14 protein-coding genes are annotated in these 13,645 nt (G+C 64.1%); 12 read left to right on the plus strand and 2 right to left on the minus strand.

Annotated elements, in window-relative coordinates; all coding sequences use genetic code 11:
* The first annotated feature begins 20 nt into the window (after nt 1-20).
* The 12 genes from urtB to ureG all read left to right on the plus strand — a co-directional run bounded on the left by urtB (nt 21) and on the right by ureG (nt 11,335).
* On the plus strand, nt 21-1,649 hold the full coding sequence (gene urtB / locus HWY05_RS24245) for an urea ABC transporter permease subunit UrtB (RefSeq protein ID WP_176059882.1): 1,629 nt from the start codon (nt 21-23) through the stop codon (nt 1,647-1,649).
* Nucleotides 1,649-2,833, plus strand: a complete 1,185-nt coding sequence (gene urtC, locus HWY05_RS24250) for an urea ABC transporter permease subunit UrtC (RefSeq protein ID WP_176060037.1) — start codon at nt 1,649-1,651, stop codon at nt 2,831-2,833. Before urtB ends, urtC begins: the two co-directional genes overlap by 1 nt.
* Nucleotides 2,830-3,693 (plus strand): urea ABC transporter ATP-binding protein UrtD, encoded by an 864-nt coding sequence (urtD, locus tag HWY05_RS24255; RefSeq protein ID WP_035552609.1) that lies wholly within the window; start codon nt 2,830-2,832, stop codon nt 3,691-3,693. The genes urtC and urtD overlap by 4 nt, the downstream gene beginning before the upstream one ends.
* Nucleotides 3,694-3,762: 69 nt before the next feature.
* Entirely contained in the window at nt 3,763-4,455 is a 693-nt protein-coding gene (gene urtE / locus HWY05_RS24260) for an urea ABC transporter ATP-binding subunit UrtE (protein WP_176059883.1), read from the plus strand.
* A 111-nt stretch (nt 4,456-4,566) separates the two neighbouring features.
* The gene (locus HWY05_RS24265) at nt 4,567-5,451 is read left to right on the plus strand and encodes an urease accessory protein UreD (protein WP_035552614.1); all 885 of its coding nucleotides are present in this window, start codon (nt 4,567-4,569) and stop codon (nt 5,449-5,451) included.
* A 471-nt stretch (nt 5,452-5,922) separates the two neighbouring features.
* On the plus strand, nt 5,923-6,726 hold the full coding sequence (locus HWY05_RS24270) for a transporter substrate-binding domain-containing protein (protein WP_035552618.1): 804 nt from the start codon (nt 5,923-5,925) through the stop codon (nt 6,724-6,726).
* A gap of 176 nt (nt 6,727-6,902) precedes the next feature.
* Nucleotides 6,903-7,205, plus strand: coding sequence for an urease subunit gamma (gene ureA / locus HWY05_RS24275; protein WP_011487082.1), 303 nt, complete (start codon nt 6,903-6,905; stop codon nt 7,203-7,205).
* Nucleotides 7,206-7,221: 16 nt separating this feature from the next.
* The gene (locus HWY05_RS24280; protein WP_035552621.1) at nt 7,222-7,527 is read left to right on the plus strand and encodes an urease subunit beta; all 306 of its coding nucleotides are present in this window, start codon (nt 7,222-7,224) and stop codon (nt 7,525-7,527) included.
* A gap of 55 nt (nt 7,528-7,582) precedes the next feature.
* Complete coding sequence (gene ureC, locus HWY05_RS24285; RefSeq protein ID WP_176059884.1) at nt 7,583-9,289, plus strand: urease subunit alpha; 1,707 nt, start codon at nt 7,583-7,585, stop codon at nt 9,287-9,289.
* 3 nt (nt 9,290-9,292) lie between these two features.
* On the plus strand, nt 9,293-10,012 hold the full coding sequence (ureE, locus tag HWY05_RS24290) for an urease accessory protein UreE (protein ID WP_035552626.1): 720 nt from the start codon (nt 9,293-9,295) through the stop codon (nt 10,010-10,012).
* A complete protein-coding gene (locus tag HWY05_RS24295; protein ID WP_176060038.1) occupies nt 9,999-10,679 on the plus strand; it encodes an urease accessory UreF family protein in 681 nt (226 codons plus the stop codon). Before ureE ends, HWY05_RS24295 begins: the two co-directional genes overlap by 14 nt.
* A gap of 11 nt (nt 10,680-10,690) precedes the next feature.
* A complete protein-coding gene (gene ureG, locus HWY05_RS24300) occupies nt 10,691-11,335 on the plus strand; it encodes an urease accessory protein UreG (protein ID WP_176059885.1) in 645 nt (214 codons plus the stop codon).
* A gap of 37 nt (nt 11,336-11,372) precedes the next feature.
* Here ureG and waaA read toward each other — a convergent pair whose 3' ends face one another.
* Together waaA and HWY05_RS24310 are read right to left on the minus strand one after the other, a co-directional pair.
* Nucleotides 11,373-12,686: a lipid IV(A) 3-deoxy-D-manno-octulosonic acid transferase gene (gene waaA / locus HWY05_RS24305; protein WP_176059886.1), complete on the minus strand. Its 1,314-nt coding sequence runs from the start codon at nt 12,684-12,686 to the stop codon at nt 11,373-11,375.
* 67 nt (nt 12,687-12,753) lie between these two features.
* Nucleotides 12,754-13,638, minus strand: a complete 885-nt coding sequence (locus HWY05_RS24310) for a Kdo hydroxylase family protein (protein WP_035552635.1) — start codon at nt 13,636-13,638, stop codon at nt 12,754-12,756.
* Nucleotides 13,639-13,645: the final 7 nt, after the last annotated feature.

Genomic DNA, 13,645 nt, shown 5'->3' on the forward strand with positions numbered 1-13,645 from the left:
GTTTTTCTCCAAAGGCCACCATGGCGTTTTCACTCCTTAGATCCGCCCGGCGCTGCATCGGCAGCGTGGCGCTCGTGCTGCTCGCCGGCACGCCGCTCGCCGCGTTCGCGCTGACGCAGGCCGACGTCGCGCCGCTCGCCGGCGACGACTTCGATGCCAAATCCGCGGCTGTCGACAAGCTGATCGCCAATCACGACAAAGAATCGATGGCGGTGCTCAAGGCACTGTCCGACGACAGCGCGCTCGCCACCGACGCAGGCGCCATACTGCTGCAGGATGGCGACACCACGCGCGACGCGGTCACCGGCAAAACCGTCACCGCCGGCAGCGACGCGCAACCGGTCACGCTGAACAATCTGCTGCGCTCGAAAGTGGCCGGCGCGTTGTCCGGCCTGCAACTCGATTCGCCGGACAAGGCAACGCGCGACGCCGCCGTCACGGCGCTGCTGCAGAACCCCGATCCGTCGATCAAACCGCTCGTCGACGCAGCCCGCGCGAAGGAAACCGATCCGGTGCTGAAGAAGCGCCTCGACACGCTGTGGGCGATGACCGCGTTGCACGACACCGACCCGGCCAAGCGTCTCGACGCCGTGCAACTGGTCGCCGCGCGGCATGACCTCGACATGAACGAACTGCTGCGCCCGCTCGTCGCGAAGAAACCGGACGGCACCTTCGCCGAGCCCGACGATCGCGTGCGCGCCGCCGCACAAAGCGGCATCGACGAACTCGACGCGATCCAGCGCCGCAGCCAGATCGCCGGCACGCTGTTCGCGGGCCTGTCGCTCGGCAGCGTGCTGCTACTCGCCGCGCTCGGTCTCGCCATCACGTATGGTCTGATCGGCGTCATCAACATGGCGCACGGCGAATTCCTGATGATCGGTGCGTATGCCACCTACGTCGTGCAGAACCTCTTTCAACGCTTCGCGCCGGACGCGTTCGACTGGTATCCGCTGCTCGCGGTGCCGGCTTCGTTCGCGGCGGCGGGGCTGGTCGGCATCGTGCTCGAACGGCTGGTGTTGAAGCATCTCTACGGCCGTCCGCTGGAAACGCTGCTGACCACCTTCGGCGTCAGCCTGATCCTGATTCAGGCGACCCGCATGCTGTTCGGCGCGCAGAACGTGCAGGTGATCAACCCGTCGTGGATGAGCGGCGGCGTCACTGTACTGCCGAATCTGATCCTGCCGTATAACCGGCTGGCGATTCTCGCGTTCTCGATGATCGTGGTCGGGATTGCATGGACGGTGTTGACGAAGACGCGCCTCGGCCTGTTCGTGCGCGCCGTCACGCAGAACCGGCGTATGGCCGCCTGCGTCGGCGTGAAGACCGCGCGGGTCGATTCGTATGCGTTCGCGTTCGGCGCGGGCATCGCCGGGTTGGGCGGTTGCGCGCTGTCGCAGATCGGCAATGTCGGACCGGACCTCGGCCAGAGCTACATCATCGATTCGTTCATGGCCGTGGTGCTCGGTGGCGTCGGTCAACTGGCCGGCACGGTGATCGGCGGCTTCGGGCTCGGTCTCGTCAGCAAGGCGATCGAACCGTTCTGGGGCGCGGTGCTCGCGAAGATCGCGGTGCTCGTGCTGATCGTGCTGTTCATCCAGAAGCGTCCGCAGGGCATGTTTGCCCTCAAGGGCCGTAGCGCGGAGGCATGATGACGACTGCTACTTCATCCGCTCATGTCGGCGCGAGCGGCACCGCCGCAGCGGCCGAACGCGAGGCGCAGTCCGGCTTCGCACTCGGCCTGCCGCCGCGGCCCGCGCTGTTGTCGCGCCGCGCGTGGCTCGCGCTGATCGCGCTGATTATCGTGTTCGGACTCGGCGTGCCGTTCGCCACGCTGGTCGTGCCGGAAACCAGCGCGTTCCACCTGTCCGCCTACGCGATGACGATCACCGGCAAGTTCATGTGCTACGCGATCGCGGCGCTGGCGCTGGATCTCGTGTGGGGCTACTGCGGCATTCTGAGCCTCGGTCACGCGCTGTTCTTCGCGCTGGGCGGCTACGCGATCGGTATGTATCTGATGCGCGCCATCGGTCATGAGGGCAAATACGGCAGCGATCTGCCGGACTTCATGGTGTTTCTCGACTGGCATCAGTTGCCGTGGTACTGGCAGGGCACCCAGCATCTCGGCTACGCGTTGCTGCTGGTGGTGCTGGTGCCGGCGGTCGTCGCGTGGGTGTTCGGCTTCTTCACGTTCCGCTCGCGCGTGAAAGGCGTGTATCTGTCGATCATCACGCAGGCCATGACCTTCGCCGCGATGCTGCTGTTCTATCGCAACGAAACCGGCTTCGGCGGCAATAACGGCTTCACCGATTTCAAACGGATCGGTGGCTTTCCGATCACGCATCCGGGCACGCGCACCGCCCTGCTGCTGATCACGTTCGCGGTGCTGGTGCTCGCGTTCATCGGCGCCCGGGCGATCGTCACGTCGAAACTCGGCCGCGTGGTGACCGCTGTGCGCGACGGCGAAACGCGTCTGATGTTCCTCGGCTACAGCCCGCTCGCCTACAAGCTGTTCGTGTGGACCGTGTCCGCCGTGTTGTGCGGCATTGCCGGCGCGTTGTATGTGCCGCAGGTCGGCATCATCAATCCGGGCGAGATGTCGCCCGGCAACTCGATCGAAATGGCGATCTGGGTCGCGGTGGGCGGACGCGGCACGCTGATCGGGCCGATCATCGGCGCGTTCGCGGTGAACGGCGCGAAGAGCTTCTTTACCGCGAATTTCCCTGAATACTGGTTGTTCTTTCTTGGCCTGATCTTCGTGCTGGTCCCGCTGCTGCTGCCGAACGGCATCATGGGCCTGATCGAACTCGTGACGCGCAAGAGGAACCGCTCATGAACGAAAACCCGATGGTGCCTGATCTGGCTTTACCCGAAGAACCCGCTGAAACTTCGTTGAGCGGCGTCGCCAGCATGGGGCGCGCTGTCACGCCGGGCGAGATCGACGTGTCGCACGGCACGATTCTTTACCTTGAAGACGTGACCGTGAGTTTCGATGGCTTTCGTGCGTTGAACGCGCTGACACTGACGATCGATGCCGGCGAATTGCGCTGCATCATCGGTCCGAACGGCGCCGGCAAAACGACCATGATGGATGTGATCACGGGCAAGACCGAGCCGGATTCCGGCAAGGTGTTTCTCGGCCAGTCGATCGACCTGACGCGAATGAACGAGCCTTCCATTGCGCGCGCGGGCATCGGTCGCAAGTTCCAGAAGCCGACGGTGTTCGAGCAGCATCCCGTGTGGGAAAACCTCGAACTGGCGATGAAAGCCGATAAGGGCTGGTGGGCGTCGTTACGCGCGCGGCTGGATCGCGAAGCGCAGGCGCGGATCGAAGAGACGCTGTCGTTGATCGGACTCGAAAGCGAAGCGCGGCGTCTGGCCGGTGAGCTCTCGCATGGACAGAAACAGCGGCTCGAGATCGGCATGTTGCTGATGCAACAACCGGCGCTGCTGCTGCTCGACGAACCCGCCGCCGGCATGACCGACGACGAAACCATGCAGCTCGCCGAATTGCTCAATCATCTGCGCGGCACCTGTTCGATGATGGTCGTCGAGCACGATATGGAGTTCGTCGCGGCATTGTCGGGCGAGACCGGCAAGGTGACGGTGATGGCCGAAGGACACGTGCTCGCGCACGGCACGCTCGATCAGGTCAAGCGGGACGAGACGGTGATCGAGTCTTACCTGGGTCGGTGAAGCGGGTCGGTGAAGCGGGTCGGTGCAGCGATCGATGAAGCGGTCTATGACTCAAAGGGTCGAACGGATATGCTCGAAGTAGAAAACCTGAACCAGTATTACGGCGGCAGTCACATTCTGCGAGATGTGAAGCTCACTGTGCCCGATGGCAAGCTCACGGTTCTGTTGGGCCGCAACGGCGTGGGGAAAACCACGTTGTTGCGCTGCCTGATGGGTGTCGTGCAGACGAAGAGCGGCTCGATCGCGTGGCGTGGTGCGCCGATTACCAAATTGCCGACTTACTCCCGTGTGGAAAAAGGCCTGGCGTATGTGCCGCAGGGGCGCGATATTTTTCCGCGTCTGACCGTCGAAGAAAATCTGCTGGTCGGCGCCGCGAGCAAGAAAGCGCCGAAGAAGATTCCGGATCGCATTTACGAACTGTTTCCTGTTCTGAAGGACATGCGCACGCGCCGTGGCGGCGATCTGTCAGGCGGTCAACAGCAACAACTCGCGATTGGCCGCGCGCTGATGAGCGATCCGCAACTGCTCATTCTCGACGAACCCACCGAAGGGATTCAGCCGTCGATCATTCAGGACATCGGGCGCACGCTGCGTCAACTGGTCGAGGAAATGGGCATGACCGTACTGCTGGTCGAGCAATACTACGACTTCGCTAAAGATATCGCCGACCGGTATTGGGTGATGAGCCGTGGTGAGATCGTCGCGGGTGGCGAAGGGGCGAATATGGATGTGGATGGGGTGCGGGCGTTGATTGCCGTTTGACCAGTGCGGCGCGGTTCGGCGGCTCCAGCCGTGCGTGCTATTCTCGCCGCATTCTGTGGCGGCGCGCTCCGGCGCGTTTCGTCCTAACACGTCGATCGCTCGTTCATTCGCATGTCGCTTCACGAAAATCACATCACGCTCGCCGCCGCTGCACAAGCCGGTGCGCACTCGCAATGGCGCGCGCGGCTCGAACTCGGGTTCGTCGAACACGATGGGCGGACTACGCTCAAGCATCGTCTGCATGAAGGGCCGTTGCGGATTCAACGGCCGCTCTATCCCGAAGGTCAGGCGATCTGTCATGCGGTGATCGTGCATCCGCCAGGCGGGGTCGCGGGTGGGGATCGACTGGATATCGATGTGGATGTTGGCGCGGGTGCGCATGCTGTCGTGACCACGCCTGGGGCGACCAAGTGGTACAAGTCGAATGGGCGGGAGGCTCGGCAGCAAATTGCTGTGCGGGTGGGTGCGAACGCGAAGCTCGATTGGTTGCCGCAGAACAATATCGTTTTTGATTCCGCTAATGCGGGGCTTGAGTTTTCGTTGACGTTGGCTGAAGGTGCTACTGCTTTAGGTTGGGATGCCACCCAACTTGGCCGGCAGGCGGCTGGTGAGCGGTGGTCCGAAGGAAGCTTGCGGGCTGTGTCGCGGATCGTGGGCCCTGACGGTAAGTTGCTTTGGCTTGAGCGCGCCAATCTTTCGGCAAGCGATCCGCTAAGGGATGCGGCGCAAGGGTTGGCCGGGTTTCCGGCTTATGGCACGCTGTGGGCCGTTGGGGCGGCTTGCGATGATGCTCTCGCTGAGGCGCTGACGGCGCAGCTGCCGTTTGATGATTCTCTGCGGGGAGCCGCTTCTTGTGTCACTCAGGGTGTGATCGTCGTGCGCGCTGTCTCGCGGTCCATGGAGACGCTGCAGCGTGCTCTTACTCAGTGCTGGTTGCAGTTGCGGCCGGTTGTGCATGGGGTTCGGGCTGTGCCTTTGCGGATTTGGAGTACGTAGGTTGTATTTGTCTGTGTGCCTGCGGGTTTGGCCTTTCCTTGTTGTCATGGTGGTCTATTAGCGTCGCCCCTGTGCGGGGCGGCACTCACTTTTCTTTGCCTGCCGCAAAGCAAAGTAAGCAAAAGAAAGCGGCTCACACCGCTAGCTCTTAAGCGGGGCCCGGGGTCTGCGACAGGTAGTGGCTCATCTGGAATCCGTGTTCTCGCACATTCCACGTCAGTGACACAGCAGTCATTCTTCCGGCGGCGCTGCGCGCGCCGTCGCGGTTGTTCATCCTCGTGGGTGCTTTCACCTTCGTAAGATCTGGTGCACCACTCTGGCGCGGTGCGTCGCTCCGTCTTAGTGCATTAGCCTCTTCCTTCCCTCGCTCGGCTTTGCTGCACGGGCTTGGCATATACCTTGCGTCGGTTTCGTTACGATGCTGCCGCGTCCTGACGGCAGCCGACCCGCTCGACACCACGCTCACCCAACATGAAACATTCCGCTCCCCGCCCCGCGCGTCGCGCCTGGCTCGCCGCTCTTCTGCTGTCGCCGGTTCTCGTCGTTGCCGCGACCGCTGCTCAGGCCGATACGCTCGATAACATCGCCAAGGCCGGGGTGCTCAAAGTCGCCGTGCCGGAAGACTATCCGCCGTTTGGCTCCGTCGGCGCGGATATGAAGCCGCAAGGCTATGACATCGATACCGCCGCACTCCTCGCAAAATCGATGAACGTGAAGCTCGAACTCGTGCCAGTCAATAGCGCGAACCGGATCCCGTATCTGCAAACCGGTAAAGTCGATCTGGTCATCTCGTCGCTCGGTAAAACGCCCGACCGCGAGAAGGTCATCGATTTCTCCTCCACCTACGCTCCGTACTACCAGGGCGTGTTCGGTCCCGCCGATATCAAGGTCTCCGGCCCCGCCGATCTCACCGGTAAAACCGTCGGCGCCACACGCGGCGCACTCGAGGAAATCGCCCTCACGCAAATGGCGCCAAACGCCACCATCAAACGTTTCGAAGACAACAACGCGACCATCGCGGCGTTTCTCTCGGGGCAGGTTCAACTGATCGCTGCCGGCAATATCGTCGCTGCCGCGATTCTCGCGAAAAACCCGCCGCGGCGGCCGGAGCCGAAGTTCGTGATCAAGAACTCGCCTTGCTTCGTCGGTATGAACAAGAATGAGCCGCGTCTGCAGCAAAAAGTGAATGCGGCTATCGCGCAAGCAAAACAGGACGGCACGCTCAACACGATGTCGAAGAAGTGGTTCGGCGCACCACTGCCCGCCGACCTGTAAGCGCATCGTTAGCCGAACTTGATACTGTGACCGGCTTATCCGGCATTGCACTCGTCATGGCTTCATCCCGTGCGCCGCACGCGATCGTCGCCATGGCACGCAGCGCCTAACATCGTCGTAGCCGGTCCCGCCACGGGGCCGCCGCCGCGGCCGTCGCAACCCTACGCACACATTCGATGAAGCTGACACCTCGCGAGAAGGACAAGCTGCTGATCTTCACCGCCGCGCTGCTCGCCGAAAGGCGCCGCGCCCGCGGCCTCAAACTCAATTACCCGGAAGCGATCGCGTTCATCACCGCCGCGCTGATGGAAGCGGCCCGCGACGGCAAAACCGTCGCCGAGGTCATGCACTACGGCACCACGCTGCTCACCCGTGACGACGTCATGGAAGGCGTGCCGGAAATGATCCCCGACATCCAGGTCGAAGCCACCTTCCCCGACGGCACCAAGCTCGTCACCGTGCATCACCCGATCCCCTAATCACGAAGGCAGCCCCATGATCCCCGGCGAACTCATCATCGACGACGGCGAACACGAGCTCAACGCGGGCCGCGCCACCGTGACGGTCCTCGTGTCGAACACCGGCGACCGGCCCGTGCAGATCGGCTCGCATTACCACTTCTACGAAGTCAACGAAGCACTCGCCTTCGACCGCGAAGCGGCGCGCGGCTTCCGGCTGAATATCGCGGCGGGCACCGCCGTGCGCTTCGAGCCCGGCCAGGAACGCACCGTCGAGCTGGTCGAACTGGCGGGCGACCGTGTCGTCTACGGCTTCAACGGCAAGGTGATGGGCAAGCTGTGATGCGCCACGCGCGCTCGCTCGCCTGAACCGCCCTGCTCATTTCCGGACCCACACCATGACCTTACGCATTGGCCGCCGCGCTTACGCGGAAATGTTCGGCCCCACCACCGGCGACCGCGTGCGCCTCGCCGATACCGAGCTGCTGATCGAAGTCGAACGCGACTTCACCACCTACGGCGAAGAAGTGAAATTCGGCGGCGGCAAAGTGATTCGCGACGGCATGGGCCAGTCGCAGCGCGTGCATGCCGACGTGGTCGATACCGTCGTGACGAACGCGCTGATTCTCGATCACTGGGGCATCGTCAAGGCCGACATCGGTATCAAGAACGGCCGCATCGCGGCGATCGGCAAGGCGGGCAATCCCGACATCCAGCCGAACGTGACGATCGCGATCGGCGCGTCCACGGAAGTGATCGCCGGCGAAGGGCTGATCGTGACGGCGGGCGGCATCGACACGCACATTCACTTCATCAGCCCGCAACAGATCGAAGAAGCGCTCGCGAGCGGCGTGACGACCATGCTCGGCGGCGGCACAGGTCCGGCCACCGGCACCAACGCGACCACCTGCACGCCCGGTCCGTGGCATCTCGAACGCATGCTGCAGGCGGCCGACGGTTATCCGATGAACCTCGGCTTTCTCGGCAAGGGCAACGTGAGCCAACCGCAACCGGCGCTGGAACAGATCGCCGCGGGCGCGATCGGCCTGAAGCTGCACGAGGACTGGGGCACGACGCCGGCCGCGATCGACAACTGTCTTTCCGTTGCCGACGACACCGACACCCAGGTCGCGATCCACACGGACACGCTGAACGAAGCGGGTTTCGTGGAAGCGACCGTGGCGGCGTTCAAGGGCCGCACGATTCACACGTATCACACGGAAGGCGCGGGCGGCGGCCACGCGCCGGACATCATCAAGGTGTGCGGCGAAGCGAACGTGCTGCCCTCGTCGACCAATCCGACGCGCCCGTACACCGTCAATACGCTCGAAGAGCATCTCGACATGCTGATGGTGTGCCACCACCTGGACCCGTCGATCGCGGAAGACATCGCTTTCGCCGAGTCGCGGATTCGCCGCGAAACCATCGCCGCCGAAGACATCCTGCACGACCTCGGCGCGTTGTCGATGCTGTCGTCGGATTCGCAGGCCATGGGCCGCGTCGGCGAAGTGATCATTCGCACCTGGCAGACCGCGCACAAGATGAAAGTGCAACGCGGCGCGCTGCCCGAAGACAACGCGCGCCACGATAATTTCCGCGCGAAGCGTTACATCGCCAAGTACACGATCAATCCGGCCATCACGCACGGCATCTCGCATGAAGTCGGATCGATCGAACCGGGCAAGTGGGCCGACCTGGTGTTCTGGGAACCGGCGTTCTTCGGCGTCAAGCCGTCGCTGATCCTCAAAGGCGGCATGATCGCGATGGCGCAGATGGGCGACCCGAACGCGTCGATTCCGACGCCGCAACCGGTCCACTATCGCGAGATGTTCGCGACGCGCGGCGGTGCGTTGGGACGCACGTCGCTGACCTTCGTCTCGCAACTCGCCGCCGAGGCAAACGTGGGCGAACGTTATGGACTGAACAAACGTATCGTCGCGGTGAAGAACTGCCGCAACATCTCGAAGGCGGACATGATTCACAACGCGTGGCGCCCGGTGATCAGCGTCGATCCGGAGACCTACCAGGTGATCGCCGACGGTCAGTTGCTGACCTGCGAACCGGCCACCGTGCTGCCGATGGCGCAGCGCTACTTCCTGTTCTAAATCATGCGCACACTCGACAAACTGATCGCGCCGCATCTGAAGCTGGCACCTGTGCTGGTGAAGCGCGCGCCGACGCTGACGCTGGCTTTCGACGAACGCCGCAAGAGCCGGCTCGCGGCCACGCTGGATAGCGGTGAAGAGATTGCGTTGCTGTTGCCGCGCGGCACGGTGCTGCGCGACGGCGACGTGCTGGTCGCCGACGACGGCGGTCTGGTGCGTGTGGTGGCCGCGCCGGAAGCGGTGCTGGTCGTGCGCGCGAAAGACGCGTTGACGCTGACGCGTGCCGCTTATCACCTCGGCAATCGTCACACGCCGGTGGAAGTCGGCGCGGATTATCTGAAGCTCGAATACGATCCGGTGCTGGCCGACATGCTCAAGCGCATCGGCGCGACGGTCGATCAGGTGTCGATGCCGTTTCAGCCGGAATCCGGCGCGTATGGCGGCGGGCACAAGCATGGGCATGACGAGACGTTCGCCGAGGACTATGCGCTCGCGCAGCAGGTGTTTGGCGAGCATCATGGGCATGAGCATTCACATGAGCACGGTCACTCGCACGCGCATGGGGATGCTCACTCGCACGATCACGATCATGATCACAGCCACGCACATGATCACGGCCACAGCGCCGCGGATCACAGCGCGCAACACGATCAAGCCGACGCCGATCACGTCCACGACGAATCGTGCGGCCACGGCCATCACCACCACCATGCGCATCGCTGAACTCACGGCGCTGCTGCATCTCGCGTCGCCGGCGCTGCCGATCGGCGCGTTCAGCTACTCGCAAGGCCTCGAAGCGGCGATCGAAGCGCAGTTGATCACCGACGCCGATTCCGCCCGCGCCTGGATCGCGAGCGGCCTCTCCGACGTGCTCGCGCACGGCGAATTGCCGTTCATCGCGCATCAGATGGAACGCTGGCGCACGCATGACGCCGCCGGTCTCGCCGAAGCCAACAGCGAGTTCCTCGCCAGCCGCGAGTCCGCGGAACTGCGCCGCGAAACCGAACAGATGGGCTGGTCGCTGCGGCAGTTGTGCGTGTCGCTGGAATGGGGCGATGCCGCCCGACGCACGACACTCGCCGCGCTCACGCCGCTCGCGCAACCCACGGCCTTTGCCTTCGCCGCCTACGCGCACGACGCCGCCGTCGACGCCGCCCTCGCCGCCTACGCGTTCAGTTGGGTGGAGAACCAGGCGGCCGCCGCGTTGAAGGCCGTGCCGTTGGGACAGCTCGCGGGGCAACGCATCATCGTCGCGTTGCGCGAGCCGATCGACGCCGCCGTCACGCGCGCGCTGGCCACGCCGCCGGAACACATCAACACGTTCGCGCCGCAGCTCGGCATTCTGTCGGCGCGCCACGAGTCGCAGTATTCGCGGCTCTTTCGCTCATAAAACGATCCATCATGAACGCACCTCATCATCCCGCCCTGCGCACCAAGAAACTGCCGCCGCTGCGTGTGGGCGTCGGCGGCCCGGTCGGCTCGGGCAAGACCACGTTGCTCGAAATGCTCTGCAAGGCGATGCGCGAACAGTACGACCTCGTCGCGATCACCAACGACATTTACACGAAAGAAGATCAGCGTCTGCTGACGGTGGCGGGTGCGTTGCCGGCCGAGCGGATCATGGGCGTCGAAACCGGCGGCTGCCCGCATACGGCGATTCGCGAAGACGCGTCGATCAACCTCGAAGCAGTGGACCGCATGCTGACGCGTTTTCCCGACGCGGATATCGTGTTCATCGAATCGGGCGGCGACAATCTCGCGGCGACTTTCAGCCCGGAATTGTCGGACCTGACGATCTATGTGATCGACGTGGCCGGCGGCGAGAAGATTCCGCGCAAAGGCGGCCCCGGCATTACGAAGTCGGATCTGCTGGTGATCAACAAGACAGACCTCGCGCCGATGGTCGGCGCTAACCTGGAGGTGATGGCGTCCGACGCGAAGAAAATGCGCGGCGAACGGCCGTTTGTGATGTGCAATCTGAAGGCGCTGGATGGCCTTCCGGATGTGATCGCGTTTATTGAAAAGAAGGGGTTGTTGAAGGTGTGAGGCCGGCGCGCGGAGGGCGCTCCACCCGCCCCCACGCCTACTCCGGCAACAACGCCATCAACACATCCACCGTACGCGCCGTCGCGCCGCGATGGCGCGCGGCAAACGCCGACGCCGCGCCGCCCATCGCCAGCCTCCGGGCCTTGTCGCCGAACAGTTCGCGCAGGGCCTTCGCCAGCTCGGCGGGGTCCTGCACCTGCACTGCCGCGCCGGCCGCGACCGCATCGGCCGTGGCCTGCGTGAAGTTGAACACGTGCGGGCCAATCAGCACCGGCACACCGACCGCGCAGGCTTCGATCAGATTCTGGCCACCAAGCGGCAGCAAGCTGCCACCGATAAACGCGAGATCCGAAGCCGCGTAGTAAGCGCCCAGCTCGCCCATTGAATCGCCCAGCAGCACGTTCACACCAACGGGCAAAGCCGCCAACCCACCGCTCGCGGCCACAGCCGCCGACGCCACCTTCGCACCCGGCGCCCAGTTCGAACGCCGTTCGAGCCGCATCCCCAACCGTTCGACCAGCGCGGCCACTTCGTTGAAGCGCTGCGGATGACGCGGCACCAGGATCAGCAACGCATCGTCCACACCCAGCGCCGCGAACGCCTGCAACACCAGCTCCTCTTCGCCTTCACGCGTACTCGCCGCGACCCACACCGGCCGCGTGCCGATCGCCGCACGCCATGCATGGCCGCGCGCCGCCAACTCAGGCGGCGTGCTCATGTCGAACTTCAGATTGCCGAGCACCGCGACATTGCGCGCGCCCAGCGCGCTCAGCCGCTCCGCATCCGACGGACTCTGCGCCAGCACGCGCGCAAAGCCACCGAACACGTCTTTGGTCGCGCCGCCGAATTTGGCCGCGCGCTTGAACGAGCGCGCCGACATCCGCGCATTGGTCAGCACCAGCGGCACCTCCGCGCGACGGCATTCGTCGATCAGCGTCGGCCACACTTCGGTTTCCATCACTAGTCCGAGCGACGGCCGCCACGTCCGCAAAAACCGCCGCACCGCATGCGGCATGTCGTACGGCAGATAGCTGCGCAACACGCGGTCGCCGAAGATCTGCTCGCCGGTCGCGCGGCCGCTCGGCGTCATGTGCGTCAGCAGAATGCGCGCGTCGGGACGTGCCTTGATCAGCGCGTCGATCAGCGGTTGCGCGGCGCGCGTCTCGCCCACCGACACCGCGTGCACCCAGATCAACGGCGCGTTGTCTTCGGGCAGCCGACCGCGCGCGTAACCGAAGCGTTCGCCGATATGCTCGCGATAACCGCGTTCCTTGCGCGAACGGATCAACAGACGCAGCACGGCGAGCGGCGCGACGATCCACCAGAGCGCGTTATAGATCACCCTCAGCATCGGGGCTCCGCGCGCCTGAACGTACGACCCGGCCGGCGTGCGCCATCCACCTCATGGACTGCGGCGCTCAAACCAGCGCCCTGCCCTTCAGGCGCTCGAGAATGCCGAGCGGCGCGCATTCGGGTTGCGCCATCGCCTTGACCGGCAGGAAGAAGGTCTGCTCCAGCATGAACTGGCCGGACATCACCGCGTGCGACGTCTGGTCCGAGAAACACACCCACACGCTGCCCGGCGGAAACGGCATGGTCTCCTGCGGGCTCGACTTCTGATAGTCGAGGTCGGCCTTCATGCCGTCGTGCAGATTCAGCATCAAGTGGTCGTACTCGCTGCGCGGCGATTTGGTCACGTGCAGCAGATTCAGCAGCCACGCGGCGCCCGGCATTTGCGGTTTGATGCGCGGCAGGAAGCGCTGGGCCATGTCCTCGAACGGTTCGCCGACGCGCCACACGCGCGGCGAACCGTTCGGATTGACGTTGGTGAACACGCGCAGAATCCGCTCGCCGTAATTCGGCCGCGACGGAAACGCGTCGACATGCAGACGGCTATCGTCCTTGCGCCACGAAGTTTCGCGCGTCTCCACCTGATGCAGCCGCAGGCTGGTCGGCGCCACGCGCAACTTGCCGTTGTATTCGGGGAAGAGACCATCCACCAGCGTGCGCGCATTGGCCTGATAACGCGCGATCAACGCACGCACCGCCGACTGCGTGACGGCGTCGCCGGCCACACCGTGCAACGCGCCGCCGTTGGGTTCGAGACTGATGTTCTTGCGATTCGGATCGGCGAGCGCGGGATCAAGCAACGCCTGTTCGCCGCCTTCGATCGCGAAACGCAGGTTCGGGAAATACAGCACTTTGCCGCGTTCGACGCCGGCGAGCAGCGTCTCGCGCGGCACGGACAGGTTGCGTCCGTGCCAGTCGGCGTTCGCTACTTCGATGATCTGGGTTTCGTTCATGGTCGCC

This window comes from Paraburkholderia sp. BCC1876, from assembly GCF_902833695.1.
Taxonomy (GTDB): domain Bacteria; phylum Pseudomonadota; class Gammaproteobacteria; order Burkholderiales; family Burkholderiaceae; genus Paraburkholderia.